At 71.3% G+C, this 16,655-nt stretch carries 12 protein-coding genes and 1 pseudogene; 6 read left to right on the top strand and 7 right to left on the bottom strand.

Features of this window, described 5'->3' with window-relative positions:
• Window positions 1-36 precede the first annotated feature (36 nt).
• Window positions 37-1,656, top strand: a complete 1,620-nt coding sequence (locus tag SSP29_RS32665; RefSeq protein ID WP_089104479.1) for a beta-N-acetylhexosaminidase — start codon at window positions 37-39, stop codon at window positions 1,654-1,656.
• Entirely contained in the window at window positions 1,653-3,080 is a 1,428-nt protein-coding gene (locus tag SSP29_RS32660) for a cellulose binding domain-containing protein (RefSeq protein ID WP_089104478.1), read from the top strand. The genes SSP29_RS32665 and SSP29_RS32660 overlap by 4 nt, the downstream gene beginning before the upstream one ends.
• Window positions 3,081-3,152: 72 nt before the next feature.
• Here the strand turns inward: SSP29_RS32660 and SSP29_RS32655 are convergent, their stop codons facing one another.
• A complete protein-coding gene (locus SSP29_RS32655) occupies window positions 3,153-6,053 on the bottom strand; it encodes an alpha-L-rhamnosidase-related protein (protein ID WP_089104477.1) in 2,901 nt (966 codons plus the stop codon).
• A gap of 597 nt (window positions 6,054-6,650) precedes the next feature.
• Between SSP29_RS32655 and SSP29_RS32650 the strand changes: the two genes are divergently transcribed.
• Window positions 6,651-8,273, top strand: a complete 1,623-nt coding sequence (locus tag SSP29_RS32650) for a glycoside hydrolase family 76 protein (RefSeq protein ID WP_245883360.1) — start codon at window positions 6,651-6,653, stop codon at window positions 8,271-8,273.
• On the opposite strand, the gene SSP29_RS32645 is transcribed toward SSP29_RS32650, so the two are convergent.
• The 3 genes from SSP29_RS32645 to SSP29_RS32635 all read right to left on the bottom strand — a co-directional run bounded on the left by SSP29_RS32645 (window position 8,254) and on the right by SSP29_RS32635 (window position 12,106).
• Window positions 8,254-9,843, bottom strand: coding sequence for a Na+/H+ antiporter (locus tag SSP29_RS32645; protein ID WP_089104475.1), 1,590 nt, complete (start codon window positions 9,841-9,843; stop codon window positions 8,254-8,256). The two genes, SSP29_RS32650 and SSP29_RS32645, sit on opposite strands and share 20 nt — an antisense overlap.
• A 24-nt stretch (window positions 9,844-9,867) precedes the next feature.
• A complete protein-coding gene (locus tag SSP29_RS32640) occupies window positions 9,868-11,259 on the bottom strand; it encodes an amidohydrolase family protein (protein WP_089104474.1) in 1,392 nt (463 codons plus the stop codon).
• 79 nt (window positions 11,260-11,338) lie between these two features.
• On the bottom strand, window positions 11,339-12,106 hold the full coding sequence (locus tag SSP29_RS32635) for an Atu4866 domain-containing protein (protein WP_150135354.1): 768 nt from the start codon (window positions 12,104-12,106) through the stop codon (window positions 11,339-11,341).
• Window positions 12,107-12,337: 231 nt separating this feature from the next.
• On the opposite strand from SSP29_RS32635, the gene SSP29_RS32630 reads away from it, so the two are divergent.
• On the top strand, window positions 12,338-12,601 hold the full coding sequence (locus SSP29_RS32630; RefSeq protein WP_089104473.1) for an Atu4866 domain-containing protein: 264 nt from the start codon (window positions 12,338-12,340) through the stop codon (window positions 12,599-12,601).
• A gap of 136 nt (window positions 12,602-12,737) precedes the next feature.
• Here the strand turns inward: SSP29_RS32630 and SSP29_RS61605 are convergent, their stop codons facing one another.
• From SSP29_RS61605 to SSP29_RS32620, 3 genes and pseudogenes are all read right to left on the bottom strand, one after another.
• Complete coding sequence (locus tag SSP29_RS61605; protein WP_438363825.1) at window positions 12,738-13,013, bottom strand: hypothetical protein; 276 nt, start codon at window positions 13,011-13,013, stop codon at window positions 12,738-12,740.
• Window positions 13,014-13,125: 112 nt separating this feature from the next.
• Window positions 13,126-13,287, bottom strand: a pseudogene (locus SSP29_RS61600) (gfo/Idh/MocA family oxidoreductase); the annotation flags it as partial.
• On the bottom strand, window positions 13,284-13,910 hold the full coding sequence (locus SSP29_RS32620; protein ID WP_089104472.1) for a DUF1349 domain-containing protein: 627 nt from the start codon (window positions 13,908-13,910) through the stop codon (window positions 13,284-13,286). The gene SSP29_RS32620 and the pseudogene SSP29_RS61600, both read right to left, overlap by 4 nt.
• Before the next feature lie 565 nt (window positions 13,911-14,475).
• Between SSP29_RS32620 and SSP29_RS32615 the strand changes: the two genes are divergently transcribed.
• Entirely contained in the window at window positions 14,476-15,687 is a 1,212-nt protein-coding gene (locus tag SSP29_RS32615) for a metallophosphoesterase (RefSeq protein ID WP_438363826.1), read from the top strand.
• 138 nt (window positions 15,688-15,825) lie between these two features.
• Window positions 15,826-16,655, top strand: an 830-nt coding sequence (locus SSP29_RS32610) for a hypothetical protein (RefSeq protein WP_150135350.1), incomplete at its 3' end; no start/stop codon positions are given.

The raw sequence follows: 16,655 nt of genomic DNA, 5'->3' as shown, positions 1-16,655 counted from the left end.
CGCCCACCCGACGCGACCCGCCCACGGAGACGATCCATGCCCGCACACCCGTCTGTGCTCGCCCTCGTCCCACGCCCCACCAAGGCCGCACTCCGGCCGGGGCACTTCACGCTCGACGCCGACACCGCGCTGCACATCGGCGCGGGCGCCGAACCGGCCGCCGAACTGCTGCGCACCCTGCTCGCCCCCGCCACCGGACTGCCCCTGCGACCGTCCCCGGACGGACAGTTCACCCTGGCGCTCGCCCCCGGGCTCACCGGTCTCGGCGACGAAGGGTACGGACTCACCGTCGCCCCGCACGCCGTGCTGCTGCGCGCCGCGCACCTCACCGGCCTGCTGCGCGGCATCCAGACGATCCGTCAACTCCTGTCCCCCGAGGCCTTGTCGGAGACCCCGCGGCCCGTTACTCAGTGGCTGCTGCCCTGCGTCGAGATCACCGACGTCCCGCGGCACCCCTGGCGCGGCGCGATGCTGGACGTGGCACGCCACTTCCAGCCCGTCTCCTACCTGCGCCGCTACGTCGACCTGCTGGCCCTGCACAAGATCAGCGTGTTCCATCTGCACCTCACCGACGACCAGGGCTGGCGGATGCCGGTCACCGCCCGTCCCAAACTCACCGAGATCGGCGGCCGTCGCGCCGAGTCGCAGCAGGGCCCGGCCGGCAGCGGCACGTTCGACGGCGTCCCGCACGGAGGGTCGTACACGCGGGCCGAACTGAGCGGCCTGGTCCGGTACGCGGCCGCGCGCGGCGTCACCGTCATGCCGGAGATCGAGATGCCCGGACACGTTCGCGCGGCCCTCGCCGCCTATCCCGGACTGGGCAACCAGCCGGAGCGCAGCCTCGACGTCTGGACGCGCTGGGGAGTGTGCGACACCGTCCTCGGTGTCCACGACGAGGTCCTCGACTTCTGCCGCGACGTCCTCGACGAGGTCATGGACGTCTTCCCCTCGCCGTACATCCACATCGGCGGCGAGGAGTGCCCCACCACCGAGTGGACGCACAGTGCCGCCGCGCGCGAACGGGCGTCGGCACAGGGCCTGCCGAACCCCGAGGCCCTGCACGGCTGGTTCCTCGGGCAGATCGGCGAGTTCCTCGTCCGGCGTGGCCGCCGCCCGGTCGGCTGGGCCGAGACCGGTGCCGAACTGCCCCTCGACTTCACGGTGATGACCTGGCGCGACGCGTCCCACACCCTGACGGCGGCGCGCCGCGGCCACCCCGTCGTCAGCGCGTACCACCGGGCCGCCTACCTCGACTACGCCCAGACCGCCGACCCGCACGAGCCGCCGGCCCAGCCCGGAACCGTCGTCGATCTGCGCGCCGCCCACGCCCATGACCCCGTACCCGAGGACGCCGAACCGGACGTGGCCGCGCGGGTGCTCGGCACCCAGGCCCAGCTGTGGACCGAGTTCGTCACGACGCCCGCCCACATCGAGTACCTCACCTACCCCCGGCTGTGCGCCCTCGCCGACCGCGCCTGGAGCGGCACCACCGAATGGGCCGACTTCCGCTCCCGCCTCGACGGGCACACCGCCCGGCTCGACGCGCTCGGCGTCCGCCACCACCCCGCACACCACCCCCTGACACAGCCCCTGACGAAACCCCACACCCTGTCCCGTTCCGGAATCACCCCACCTTCTGGAGAGGAACAACCATGAGATTCGCGAAGAACCGGCTGCGCGCCGCCGCATCCGCCGCGGTCGCGGCGGCCATCGGAGCCGCCGCGCTCACCGCACTCCCGGCCACCGCGAGCGCGGCCGGCGACGGACTGAGCGTCCAGTACCGTACGAGCGCCACCGGAGCCACCGCCGACCAGGCCGAACCCTGGTTCAAGGTGAAGAACACCGGCACCACGACCCTGCCACTCGCGAACGTCAGGATCCGCTACTACTTCAAGGCCGACGCGGCGAGCGCCACCTACCGCTTCGCCTGTTCCTGGGCCGTCAAGGGCTGCGCCAACGTCACCGGCACCTTCGGCACGCTCACCAACCCGACGGCCACGGCCGACCGCTACCTGGAGATCGGCTTCACCTCCGGTGCCGGCACCCTCGCTCCGGGCGCCGACACCGGCGACATGCAGCTGCGCTTCTACCAGTCGACGTGGCAGCCGCTGGTCCAGAGCGACGACTACTCCTTCGGCGCCTCCCAGACCTCCTACGGCGACTGGTCCAAGGTCACCGCACAGCTGTCCGGCACCACCCTGTGGGGCCAGGCCCCCGCCGGCAACGACCCGACCAACCCGCCCACCGACCCGCCGACCGACCCTCCGGCCACCGGCGCCACGCTGTTCGACGACTTCGACTACAGCGCCTACAACGACCCGAAGATCTCGGCGCACGGCTGGAGCGTGCGCTCCACCTCCGGCGGCCCCGGCGTCTCCGGCGCCACCTGGGCGCCCCAGAACGTCACCTTCGCCACCTCCAGCGGCAACTCCGTCATGAACCTGGAGACCTCGACATCGGGTACCGGCGACAGCACCAGGCAGACCGAAGTCGTCACCAACGCGCGGAAGTTCAAGAACGGCACCTACGCGGCCCGGGTCAGGTTCAGCGACGCGCCCAAGTCCGGCCCGGACGGCGACCACCTCGTCCAGACGTTCTTCACCATCAACGACCTCACGGCACCGATGGCGGACGACTACTCCGAGTACGACTTCGAGTACCTCCCCAACGGCGGCTGGGGCGAGTCGTCGAACATCCTCTACACGACGTCCTGGGAGACCTACCAGCCCGACCCGTGGGTGGCGGTCAACCAGCACACCGAGGGCCGGCAGAGCTACGACGGCTGGCACGACCTGGTGCTGACCATCGACAACAACAACATCAAGTACTACATCGACGGACAGCTCTTCGGCACGCATGACGCCGCGTACCTGCCGGAGCGGCCGATGTCGATCAACTTCAACCAGTGGCTGATCGACTTCGGCGGTCTGACCAGCTCCACCGCGCGCGCGTACGACGAGCAGGTCGACTACGTCCTGCACGTCAAGGACCAGGTCCTCACGCCGGCGCAGGTCGCCGCCAAGGTGGCGGCGTACCGCGGCGCGGGCACCACCTTCGAGGACACCGTGCCTGGCAGCTGACACCGGCGCCCCCCGAGTGATCCGGCGGCCCGCGCACCGCAAGCGCGCGGGCCGCCGGGAGCGTCGCCCTCCTCAGGAGGTGAGGTAGCAGCCCTTCCGTACGCCCGGCAGCGGGTCCGTGCCGCCGAAAGCCGTCGTCGTGCAACTGGTGCCGCCGGTGAACGTTCTGTAGACGAAGGCGCCCCGGGCGCCGTAGGCCACGGTCTGCTGTCCGCTGAAGGCGCAGGTCCCGGTCTCGTCCGAGCAGTTGGTGGCGTAACCGGCCGGCCCGCCGCCGGCGGTGTAGCAGGCCTTCGACTCGCCGGGGATCGGGTCGCCGAACTTCGCGTCGGTGCACGGGGTGTCGCCGGTGGCCTTGAGGGTGGTGAACGCTCCGAACGCGCCGTACATCACCGGCTGTCCGGCGGCGGCCGCGCAGGTGCCGTTCTGGTCCGCGCACTTGGTCCAGCCGCCGGCCGGTGCTCCGGCGGGCGGCAGATAGCAGGACTTGGCCACGCCGTCGACGGGATCGCCGAAGTGGGCGTTGGAGCAGGCGACGGAGCCGTTGGTGACCTGGTGCACGAAGTTGCCGTTGGCGCCGTAGACGACGTCACGGTTGTAACCGGGCACGGCACAGGTGCCGTTCTCGGCAGCGCAGGCGGTGTAGCCGGGCGGGCCGCCCGCGTCGGCGACGTAGCAGGACTTGACGAGATTCGGCGCCGGGTCGCCGCCGAAGGAGTCGTTGGCGCAGGCGGTGCTGCCGGTCACGGTCTTGTACGTGTACGTTCCGGCGCCGTAGGCCACCGAGCGGGTGCCGCTGAAGGAGCAGGTGCCGCCCTCGCCCGCGCACCGGGTGTAGCCCGCGCGCAGCGCACCGGTGGTGGCCGGGTCGGCGGGCGCGGCCGGGTTGCCGAGGCCGGTGGCGGTCACCGTGTAGCTGCCCGCTGCCACACCGGTGAGGTAGACGTAGGTGTCGTCCTGGCTCGCGCCGGTGATGCCGGAGGCGGGGGTGAACGTTCCGTTGCTCCAGACGACGGTGCCGTTCACGGACACCGAGACGTTGCCGCCGCCGGACTTCGGGATGCCGATACGGCCGGTGGTCCCGGCCGGGCTGGTCAGGTGCGCCGTATAGGTGCCGGCGGCGGGGTCGCGGGACCAGGAGGCGTCGACGGCGCCCTGGGGCAGGGTGATACGGCCCTCAGCGCTGGTCAGGTCGCCGGGGTGCGGGACGAAGCGGTAGGCGCCGCCCGCCGACTCCGGTGCGGTGCCCAGCACGTCGAAGGTGAGCGTGGAGGTGGGCGCGGAGGACCAGCCGTGCGCCAGGCTCATGAACGAACCGCCGTAGGCGAGGCCGCCGTCGGCCTTGACGCCCTCCCAGAAGGTGCTCCTGGTGCCGATGTCGCTGTCGAGCATGTGGCCCCAGGTGCGCCGGATCTGGTCCAGCGCGGTGTAGTCGTCGTTCGCCGTGAAACGGGCGTTGAGCTCCATGCCGCCCGCGAACGGCGAGACGTTGCCGCCCCATTCGGGGGTGGTGGGGCCGTACGCGCCCCAGTTCTTCCCCAGCCCCGCGACAACGCTCTGCGCCTTGGCCGCGGAGTCGGTCAGCCCGTACCAGACCGCGAGGGAGTTGCCGTCCTGCGGATACAGACCGCTGGTGGGGTTGTCCTTGTACATGCCCTTCGAGGCGTCCCACAGAAGGGAGTTGGCAGCGGCCTTGATCGCGTCCGCCCTGCCGGTCCAGCTCGCCGCAAGGGCGCTGTCGCCCTCGGCCACGGCCAGGGTGGCGCCGCCCTTGAGCGCGGCGTACAGCAGCGCGTTGGCGGAGATGTTCTCGCCGCCCTGGCCGACCCGGGCCCAGTCCTGGGTGCGGGTGACGTCGAGCAGGTTGTTGCCGTCGATCTTGTTGGTGATGAAGGCCATCCCGCGCTTGTAGTTGGCCCATTCGGAGTCCAGCCACGCCCGGTCGGCGCTGTAGGTGTAGTACGTCGACGTGCCCAGCAGCGTCCAGGTGTGGTAGGTGTCCGAGCCGGTGAGGTTGAACGGCGGCCCCGACCAGGGGATTTCACCCTCCGCCGACTGCGCGTTGTACATCGTGGTGAGCGCGTTGCGGGTCGAGGTGAGGTCGCCGGAGTACGCGTACTGCGTGGGGACGGCGATGCCCATGTCGCCGGGCCATACCGTGCGGTCCCGCTTGGCGCCGTCGACCAGGACGGAGTCGCCCACCCCGACGGTGGCGCCGTTGTCCCAGGTCGAGGCCGGCGGGGGCCAGGCGCGGCCCTGGTTCGAGGCGATCGTGTTGAGCTGCACCGTGTAGGCCCCGGCGTACCAGATGCGGTTGAGCAGGTCGTCGCTGGAGTGGAAATAGTTGGCGTAGTCGGCCGGGTTCGATTTTCCGGGCGCCGCGGTGAAGCCGAGGCTGACGCCCGTGAGGTCGACCCAGCCCGAGGTGTCGAGGAAGACCGTCAGGTACCGGAAGCCGCCCCGGAGTTGAGCGGTGGGCACCGTATAGGTGCCGTTGGCGGAGGCCGTGGCGTAGAGGGCGCCGTCCTCGCCGTCACGGCCGCTGCTGCGGTCGCTGTTGTTGCCCGCGTACAGGGACGACTCGCTGAAGGCCAGCCCGACCCGTTGGCCGTTGTCGCTCACACTCCCGAAGGACAACGTTGCCAGGCCGCCGACCTCTTTGCCGAAGTCGAGGGTGACGGCCGACTGCGAGCCGGAGATCCGGGTCGGCTGTCCGCTCAGCACGTTCTGCGGGCTGGCGACGCTGCCGGACGTCCGGTAGACGGCGGTCGGCTTCAGAGTCCGTGAGGCCGGCGAGTAGTTCAGGGGGTCGACTGCCGCCGCCCGGGCGCCCGTTGAGGTCCCCGTGGCGGATACCGGCACGATGTCGGCGGACGGGGCGGGGCCCACGGTGAGCGTGGCGGCCGCGACGACGGCCAGGCCGAGCAGATGATGCCGGCCCGGCGGTCTGCTCAGCGGTGATCGACGGCGCATGGAGACCTCCTGGGTGGGGGGTGCGGGTGCCTGGGGAAACGCAGTGTCTGAAACGATTCAAATCCGCGCCGCACGAGACCCGGTGCGTGGTGCGACAGGTGGATGCACGAGGGGTCTCGCCGAAGTTCCACCGATGATGGGCGCCCGAAATCCGGGTGTCAACCCGTCACAGCAGCCTCCCGACTCCCTTTGGGAAGGCTGCCCTTGTGGCATTGACAGGACCTCGCCAAGCCGGTTCACTGCCTCGTTGACAGGTATGGACCAGTGCTCGATTCCGGCCCGGCTCGACCAGAGCCGTCGGCCCCCGTCACGTGCGCCGACCGTCGTCCCCCCATCGCGAAATCGAGGCGAGTCCTGGTGTCCTCACGCAGCTCAGACATCGTTGTCGTACCACGCTTTCTCGGCTTCCTGCTGGCGGCCGCGCTCGCGTTCGCCGCCCTGGTGCCGGCCGCGACGCCCGCGTCCGCCGCCACCCAGGTCTGCGTACTGGCCTGCGACACGCTGGACCCTTCGCAGGCCCGGCAGGAGACCTTCCCGGTACCGGACAAGAACCTCAACGGCCGCCGTCTGGAACTGCACGTGTCCGACGCGGACGACATGGCGTGGGCCAGCATCGACGACGGCGTGACCGGGGACTCGGTGTGGCTGGACCGCTCCTGGGACGGCGGCGCGACCTGGGAGGGACTGCTCGGCAAGGCGAGCATCCCGGGTACCTGGACCGGCACCAGGACGCTGATGTACAACATCACCGATCCCCGCAACCACCGCCGCGGGCTGGTCCGGGCCTGCGGTGACGCGGCCGGGGTCGGCTGCACGAACTGGGTCTACCCCACCGTCTGCGACACCCTCTGCGACGGCACGAGCGCCGGCCAGGCGGCCGGCGACGACCAGCCGGTACCCTCCACCACCCTCTACGGCCGCACCATCCGGCTCCATGTCGACCAGCGGAACTCCATGGCCTGGGCGAGCATCGACAGCGGCGGCGCCGGTGACGAGATCTGGCTCGACCGCTCCTGGGACGGCGGCTCGACCTGGCCGGACGGCTCCTCCCTCGGCCGTACCAGCACCCCCTCCGGAGCCACCGGCACCCGCACCGCGATGTACGCCACCCGCGATCCGCGCGGCCTCCTCTACGGCGGCGCGGTCCGCGCCTGCGGCCGGGAGGCGAGCCACAACGAGGGCAGCTGCACCGCGTGGATCAGGCCCGCACCGACCAGGGCGCGCGCGGCGGCGGACGCGCTGATGTCGTCGTACGACCCCTACAACGGCTGGTGGCCCAGCAGTTGGTGGAACTCGGCCGCCACCCTCACCGCCCTCGTCGACTTCGCGAGGACCACCGGCACGCACGACTACGACTGGGCCATCGCGCGCACCTTCGACCAGAACAAGGGCGCCTTCGCCGCCGGAGTCCGCAGTTCGGACGCGATCGACGGCGACTTCATCAGCCGTGCCATCGACGACTCGGGCTGGTGGGCCATCGCGTGGATCGACGCGTACGACTACACCGGCGACTCCCGGTATCTCAACGAGGCCGTCACTATCGCGAACTACGTGCAGCAGTACTGGGACACCGGCACCTGCGGCGGTGGCGTGTGGTGGGACCGCGAACGGACCTACAAGAACGCCGTGACGAACGGGCAGTACCTGTGGCTGACCACGGCACTGCACCAGCGCATCCCGGGCGACACGGTGTGGCTCCAGCGGGCGAAGACGTCCGCCGCCTGGTACCGGGCCAGCGGGATGATCAACTCCTCGGGTCTGGTGAACGACGGCCTGACCTCGGCCTGCGCCAACAACGGCTCCACCGTGTGGAGTTACAACCAGGGGCTGGCCATCGGCGGCTTCACCGAACTGTGGAAGTCCACCGGGGACAGCTCGCTGCTGACCACCGCGCGGACCCTGGCCGATGCCGCGATCAGCAGCCCGGCGCTGACCGTCGGCGGAGTGCTCACCGAGTCCTGCGACGTCGGCTCGGCGTCCTGCGACGACAACCAGAAGCAGTTCAAGGGCATCTTCCTGCGGAACCTCGCCGACCTGGCGACCGCCACCGGCGCCGGTGCCTACCGGAGTTACGTCCTGAACCAGGCGGACACCCTGTGGGCACAGGACCGGACCTCCCTCAACGCCCTCGGCGAACGCTGGGCCGGCACCAGCCCGAACCAGACCGACTGGCGGACCCAGGCCAGCGCCCTCGGAGCGCTCACCGCCGCCGCGGGGTGACGGCGGAACCGGCTGCGGGACCTGCCTTGCCCCGCAGCCGGACCTCCTCCACGTCGAGCATGCGCTGGACGGTCCGCAGGACGATGTCGTCGATACGGCCGGCGTCGCGCAGGTCCGTGAGCGTGTCCCGCTTGACCCGGAGCAGGGCGAGTTCGAGGCGCCGCACGCTCTCCTGACGTCGCGCGGCGCCGGGAGCGGGGGCCGTACGGTCCTCGATGTCCTGGACCATGCGCCGGGTGTCCTGCTCGGCGACCCCGAACCGCTGCGCCAGCTCCGGAAGGGCGTGCAGCGCGGCACTGCTCATACGGCAGCGCACGAGGGTGAGTTCGGCGGACTTGTCCGCGTCCTCGGGGAAACGGGCCCGGCGGACCACGGCCGGCAGCGTGGGACCGAGGACCACGAGGGTGACCACGATGACGACGGCGGTGAGGAACACCACCGCGTCACGCTGCCCGACCACATGTCCCTCGGCCGTGGTGGCGGGCACGGTCAGCGCCGCGGCCAGCGAGATGGCACCACGCATCCCCGCCCACGCCAGCGGCAGCCGCTGGCGTCCGCTGATCCGGCGCTCGCGCTGGAGGGGACGCCGGTCCAGGAGCCTGACGAGATAGGGGACCGAGTAGAACCACGCGATCCGGGTCCCGATCACGGCGACGCTCACGGCGAGGGCGGCGAACGTCGCCTGTACCAAGGAGACTGAGGTCAACGCGCGTACTGCTGAGGGCAGTTGGATACCCACGAGGACGAACAGCGCGCTGTTGAGCAGATAGCTGGACACTTCCCAGAAGGCGACGGCCTGGATACGGGCGTCGGGACCGATGACACGAGGGCCGAACCGGGTGGTCACCAGGCCGCAGGTGACGACGGCGAGGACGCCTGACACGTGCAGGAGTTCGGCGGGCAGGTAGGCCAGGAAGGGCGTGGCGACGCTCAGCACGCTGTGCAGCAGGGGGTCGGGCAACCGGCGCCTGACCGGGATGAGGAGCAGCGCGACCACGCCGCCGGCCAGGACTCCGCCGGCGTAGGACCCGGCGAAGGCGACCGCCGTGCCCGACCAGGAGAAGGGCCGCTCGTCGGTGACGGCATCGACGGCCACCGCCAGCAGCACCAGCGCGGTGCCGTCGTTCAGCAGGCTCTCGGTGCGCAGCACGGTCAGGATGCGGCGCGGCATGGCCCTGGCGACGGCGGCGACGGCCGCGGCGTCGGTCGGGGCCAGGACGGCCCCGAGGACGAAGGCGACGGGCCAGCCGTAGCCCAGCGCATGGGCAACGGCCGCCACGGCGACGGCCGTTGCCAGGACCAGCCCGGTGGACTGCAGCGCGATGCTGCGGAAGTTGTCGCGGATCTCGCGGACCGAGGAGGTCAGCGCCTCCCAGTACAGCAGGGCGGGCAGGAAGAGGAACAGGACGACCTCGGGGGACAGCGCGAACGACGCGAAGGGCGGTGTGAGTCCCACGAGGCAGCCCGCGCCGAGCAGCAGCAGCGGTTCGCTCAGGCCCGTACGACGCGACAGCCAGCCCATCAGGAGCACACCGACGGCGACGACGGCGATCAGTTCCAGGCTTGCCATGGCGGACTCCTTCGCCGCGCGCGTTCACACAGCCGGGGTGTTCAGTACGTACTCGCGCGAGGCGTGCACCTCGCCGCGCAGGGCGGCCAGGTCGACGTCGAGGACCTGTCCGTCCCACTTGCGGGGCTCGCCGTCGATGAGGACGGCGCTGATGTTGCGGGCGTCGGAGCCCAGCACGATCGTGCCGATCGGGTCGTTGAGAGGCATGTTGTTGAGGTCCTCGGCCCGGATGACGAGGAGGTCGGCCTTCTTGCCCGGGGTGAGTGAACCGGTCACACCGGCCAGGCCGTTGGTGCGGGCGCCCTGGAGGGTCGCGAAGTCGAGTACGTCGTGGGTGGTGATACGGGAGGGCTGCCGGTCGGTGCCGTGGACGCCGTTGACCGCGCGCATCCGCTGGATGGCGTGCAGGGCCCGCATCTGGGTGAACATGTCGCTGGCCAGGGCGACTTCGACATCGATGCTCAGTCCGGGGCGGATCCCGACGGACAGGGCCTCGTCGACGGCGGGGATCGCGGTCTCCAGGCCGATCTGGGCGTCGGAGGTCGGCGCGAGGGCCACGGTGGTGCCGGCGCCGCCCATCGCCTGCCACGCCTCGGGGGTCAGCCCGGTGGAGTGGATGAGGGTGACGTCGGGGCCGAGGATGCCGTCCTTGGCCCAGCGCAGGACCGCGTCGGAGGAGGCGGTGCCGAAGACGGCGTCCACGCTCACCCCGATGCCCAGCTCCCGGGCGACACGGGCGAGTTCGGGGCCGTAGGCGAGCGCGGGTCCGGCGATCTCGTCGGTGGCCAGGGTCGCGAGGCGCAGCGTGAGCAACTGGTCGTCGCTGCTGAAGTACCGGCTCCTGAGCCGGGCGAGGTCGCCGGGCCACTGCCGGTCCCAGTCACCGAAGTGCGGGCCCATGGAAGCGTGCACACCCCGGATGCCGGTGTCGCGCAGCGCCTCGACGGCGGCGTCGGAGTGCTCGCGGGTACGGGAGTTGTGCGAGAAGTCGAGCATGGTCGTGATACCGCTGTCGATCGCGGTCAACGCGGCCAGTCTGGTGCCGATGTACATGTCCTGGGGCCGGTAGACGGTGGCGTAGCCGGCCAGGGTGGCCATCACGTAACCGCCGAGGTCGTCGACGTCCGGCATGATCCGGCGCAACTGGGCCTCCCAGGCGTGCCGGTGGGTGTCGACGAAGCCGGGGGTGAGGATCGTGCCGGTGGCGTCGACGACCACGGCGTCCGCCGCGTCGAGGCGGGGGCCGACGGCGGTGATCGTGTCGCCCTCGACGAGGAGGTCGCCGCCGTCGAGGACGCCGAGGCCGGGGTCCATGGTGACGACGGTCGCGCCGGTGAACAGGATGCGCCGCCGGTCGGCGGGCCGCCGCCGGAGCTCTTCGAGTACGGCGGCGCTGGTGGTGTCGTTGACGTTCATGAGGGCTCTTCTTTCGGTACGGCGGAGGGAGAGGGCGGAGGAGGGGGAAGGAAAAAGGGGGAGGGGAGCGGAGGGAAGGTCAGCCGAGCTTCATGACGTAGCCCGCGTGGTGGAGTTCGGCGCCGTGGAACTCGCCGTAGGCCCAGAAGCCGAGGTCGTCCAGGTAGTCGATGCGGTCGCCGTCGATCCAGTAGCGGCCCTGGTAGGCGTGCGGGCGCCCGCCCCGGGTCTCGTCGTAGCGGCCGTCGGCGCTGAGCTCCTGGTGCAGGAAGTCGTTCCGGTCGGTCCAGACGCCGACGCGCGGGCTGCCGGTCAGGTCCGCGGCGGCCGGGATGCCCGTCTCGGGGGCGGTGGGGCGGCCGGGGACGGCGGTACCGGCCCACAGGACCGGGCGGCCGGCCGCGACGAGCGCGCGGACCTGCTCCGGCCGGGAGAGGAGCGTGGCCACCGCGACCGGCACGTCGTCGGCGAGTTCGTCGGGTACCACCAGGAAGTCGGTGGTGTTGCCCGGGGCCAGCGTCGCGACGTACTCCGAGCGGGTGCTGCGGCCGCCGGTCAGCGCGATGGTGTCCAGGACGGCGGGGACGACGGTCATGCCGGTGGCGTCGACGACGATGGCGTTGTCGTCCCCGGCCGCGGTGACGATGCCAGGGCCGACCCCCACGATCAGTGGGCCGACGAACAGGATGTCGGCGCCGACCAGGGCCCCGATCAACGGGTCCGTCGTCAGGATCCGGGCATTCGCGAACAGGACGGGACGCCCCCCGTCGTTCGAGAGGATCTCGTCGAGGGCCTCGGCATTCCAGCTCACGGTGCCGGTGTCGGTGCAGCTGTCGGTGATGGTCATTGCGCGCTCCTCGGTGGAGTCGCCTCATCGGTGTGTCCGCTGCGGGAGTGAGCGTCGACGCCGTTCCGAGGCGAGGGTCCGGCGGCCGGGGCAGCCGCCTGACCACCAGGTTCGTCGCGCGGCGGAACCGGAACCAGGCCGCTCTGTCCCTAGGTGCACCGCACCCAGGAAGCCCCCACCTGGGGAGACGGCGGCCTGGTCGGCACCGGCCGCCGGGCTGATCGTAGAGGCATGACCAGCAACGAAACGCCCCGCGACCCGCACCCGTACGTCGGGATGTGGGTGACCGCCGACGGACACATCCGCCAGGAACTGCTGCCGAACGGCCGCTACGACGAGGCTCGCGGCAACCGCCCGAGCGCCTACACCGGCAGCTACACCGTCACCGGCAACCACCTCGACTACGTCGACGACACCGGCTTCACCGCCACCGGCGACATCCGCGACGGTGTTCTCTACCACGAGCACCTGGTGCTGTACCGCGAGGCCGACTAAGCGCTCCGCGGGAAGTGCCGCGATATGCCGTCGGTCGACTGCGCCGCCGTCGTGGCTGGTCGCGCAGTTCCTCCCCCAGCCTTCGGCCGGGGGTACCCCCAGCGCCCCTTCAGGGCGCTGCTCGGGTGCCCGGCGGTCAGCGGATGCTCGTCCAGCGAGACGCGTCCGCGGCGCTGCGTTCGGACTCGGCCTCCAGGATCTGGCGGAAACCCGCCTTCGTCTCCGGGTCGGCCGCGTCGTACAGCACAAGCTCGTTCGTCGACTCGAAGTCGAAGGCGAGCGACCCCCGTGATCCGTTCACCTCTGTCCGCATCGCGTTCTTGCGCCCCGTGGCGAAGCGCGTCGCTTCGACCACGACGAGTGCGCCCCCTTCCAGCCGGCCGGTGAACGCGGTCGCGTCGTCGACGGTCACCCTCCCGCGCCGAGAGCCCGCCGGACTCCTCCGGCAGCGGTCGCTCGCCCACGAACGTCGCCTGCGTCGCCGACTCCCCGGTGAGCCGCTCTCCGGTCAGGTGCTGGAGCAGGTCGACGAGATGCGACCCGAGGTCCCCCAGCGCGCCGGAGCTGGCCCGTTCCCTGCGCGGTCGCCACACCAGCGGGAACTCGGGGGCGACGATCCAGCCCTCGGCGACCAGCCACGCGGCGTGTGCCAGTGCGGGCACGCGCGATGCCGGGCCTTGAGTCATGAGCCGTCGCGCAGTTCGCGCAGGCGCGTACTGGTGAAGTGGATGTCGTCGAAGGTGACGAGGCAGCCGTCACCGGTCGGTGACTGTGCCTCGAAGCCGATGGAGACGGGCGTGGAGGTGTCGGCGATGGTGAAGAACCGGATCATCCGCCAGGTCTTGCCGTCGAGGGAGGCGTGATAGGCGAAGGCGTGATCGATCCGGGAGACACGCAGCCATACCGTCCGGTCGTCGACGACGAAGGCGTTGGCGTCGTCCGAGACACCGCGGGTGACCACGGAGACGATCATGGGTTCGCGGTCGGGGGAGTACTCGAAGCAGAACTTGCCCCAGTGGCGGTCGTCGATCCACAGGAGCAGTACGCCGGCGTCGTAGGTGGAGGCGAACTCGACGGTGACCCGCGCGCTGAACTGGAAGTCGCCGTCCGGGGGGACACCGAGCAGGGTCGCGGCGTTGAGCATGGACTCGGCGTTGAGCTGGGTGCCTGCTCCCGGGTCGATGAAGATGTCGCTGTGGGCGGCCGCCGCGGCGGTCACTGTGGCGGTCGCCTCGTCGATGGTCCATGCCTCGCCGGACGACGGCGAGAGGGGGAAGGGCAGCCCGGGCACGTGACGGGAGAGGGCCATGTCGTTTCCTCCTGCGGTCTGGTCATGGGCGAGCGGGCACCTCGGATGCGGGAGCATGTCCGGTCACGACGTGCGGGCCATGAGCTCATCAGGGACGAGGACACGGAGCGTGCGGCGGACGACGTCCTCGGTGAACTCCTGGGACAGAAAGTACCGTTGCAGGCCGATGCTTCCCGCGCGGCGTCGACGGCATGCCCGCCGACGCCGTGGATGTGGCGGGCGATGGGCCCTGGCCCGTGCAAGGACAAGGCAGCCGTCCGCGCGGCGAGGTTCTTCCTTCCGAAAGACGTGGATCTCGGCGTTTCTCCGACAACTCGCAGAACGGCCGCCGCTGGTGCTCGACGGCACGTCGCACCAACCGGGCCGAGGCGTCCCGGCACGACGCCCGGCAGTGCGTCCTGCGCGGTTGATGCGGTGCGGACCCCGTTCAGGTGGCGGTCCGGCATGCCCGATGATGGGTATCGGCCGGACCGCGGACGTGAGGGGCAGTGCAGTGACGGACTACGAATCTGACCGGTCGGAGCCGGTTGCACCGTCGGCCCGCGGCGGCGGACCGGACACCGTCGTGCTCGGACCGTCGTCCGGGGTCGAGGGACAGGCCGACGCCGGAGCCTCGCCGGCGACGAGGGGCGGAACCGCCGTTCGGATCCTGCGCCGGCTCGCCATCCTCGTCGCCGTACTGGTCTCCCTGTTCTTCCTGCCCTGGTGGACGCTGTTCTCCTCCGGCACGGACTGGCCGTTCCCGGTGGTCCTGGTGGGTACGGTCCTCTTCGCCGCCGCCGCGTTCGCCCTGCCGGTGCTGATGGTCATGGGGCACGGGCGCAGGCGCTCGGACCGGGCGGCACGCATCGCCGACACCACCCTCGGCGTGGTCTGGGTGCTGTTCGCCTGGTCGGCGCTGAGCGGCCTGTTGCGGCTGGTCCTGATCGTGCTCGGCGTCGGTGACCCGGACCGGTCCAGGATCGTGGCCGTTCTCCTCGCGGCGGTCGGGGCCGGACTGCTGGCCTGGGGGTACCGCGAGGCCATGCGGGTGCCCCGGGTGGCGCGGCTGGACGTCACCGTCCCGCGGCTCGGCCGGGGCCTGGACGGGACGCGGGTCGTCGTGCTGGCCGACACCCACTACGGGCCGATCGACCGGGCCGGATGGTCGGCGCGGGTCGCCGAGGCGGTCAACGATTTGGACGCCGACGTCGTCTGCCACGCGGGCGATATCGCCGACGGCTCCCCGGACCAGCGCCGAGAGCAGGCTGCGCCGCTCGGGACGATGCGGTCACGGCTGGCGAAGGTGTATGTCACCGGGAACCACGAGTACTCCGGCCAAGCCCAGGGCTGGCTCGACCTCATGGCGGAACTGGGGTGGGAGCCGCTGCACAACCGCCACGTCGTGGTCGAACGGGGCGGGGACAGCCTCGTGCTCGCGGGTGTGGACGACGTGACCGCGGAGTACTCCGGTCAGACCGGACACCGGGCGAACCTGGTCGGCGCGCTGGCGGGGGCGGACCCGGATCTGCCGGTCCTGCTCGTCGCGCACCAGCCCAAGTACGTCCGGCAGGCCGCGAGCGCCGGCATCGACCTGCAGATCTCCGGGCACACCCACGGCGGGCAGATCTGGCCGTTCAACTTCCTCGTCCGGATCGACCAGCCGGTGGTGTACGGCCTGAGCCGGCACGGCGAGCGGACCCAGCTCTACACGAGCCGGGGCACCGGCTTCTGGGGCCCGCCCTTCCGGATCTTCGCCCCCAGCGAGATCACGGTGCTCACCCTGCGGTCGGCGTAGCAAGGGTCCGGTGTGACGGCCGACGGCGCGGGTGCCGGGCGCATGTCCCAACACCCGGCAACCCGCCTGCATTTCATTCTCCCAACGACAGACACCCTCATCCCGCCCCCCTGCACGCCGCCCGCTAGCATCCCTCGTATGACGGGGCGGGGGTGGCGACTTGGCGTCGTGGCGGTGCTGGCGGCGATCTGCGTCTCCGGTCCCGAGCGCCCGGACGTCATCAGCACGGCGTCCGACCTCGGCCCCCTGCCGGCCGACCGCTACGACGTCACGCCGCAGGACTACCAGCGATCGCAGCGGGCATCGGCGTTGCTGGTCCGGCAGTGCATGGCGGAGCGCGGCCACCGGGACTTCCCGCTCGACCCCCGCTACCCCAGCGACCCCGTCGTCGCCACCGCGGTCGGCACCGACTACGGTGCCCTGGATCTCGCCGCCGCCGGCCGCTGGGGCTACGGCTGGGACCCGGCCAAGTCCCCGGCCCTCCGGCCGACGGGCCGTCGGATGACCGACGCCGAGTATGCGGACTTCCCCGCCTGCAACGCCGAGGCGAGCCGGCGGCTGATGCGCGGCATCGACCTCAAGCGGGACTGGCTCTACGCAGGCATACGGGCGGTCGAGGTCGACAAGGCGGTCAAGCGCGACCCGCGCCTCCGCGCGGCTTGGGACGTGTGGTCCCGCTGTGTGGCAGACCAGGGATTCACGCGCTATCCCGACCCCGTCGCGGCGTACACGGACCCCGCCTGGCAACGGGGCAGTGACGGCAACACCCGGCATACGCAGCGGGAGCGGGCCACCGCCGTCGCGGACGTCACCTGCAAACGCCGCCACCATACGGCCGAGCTCTGGCACGCTGCACGGGCGCGGCAGCAGGCCGTGGACATCGCACGGCACCGCGACCGCTACGCCGCCGGGCTGCAGGCGCTGCGGACCTACCGGGCCACCATCGCCGAGGTGCTGCGGAAGCTCGG

Source organism: Streptomyces hyaluromycini, assembly GCF_002217755.1.
Lineage (GTDB): Bacteria > Actinomycetota > Actinomycetes > Streptomycetales > Streptomycetaceae > Streptomyces > Streptomyces hyaluromycini.
This window is presented reverse-complemented; position numbering and strand designations above follow the sequence as displayed.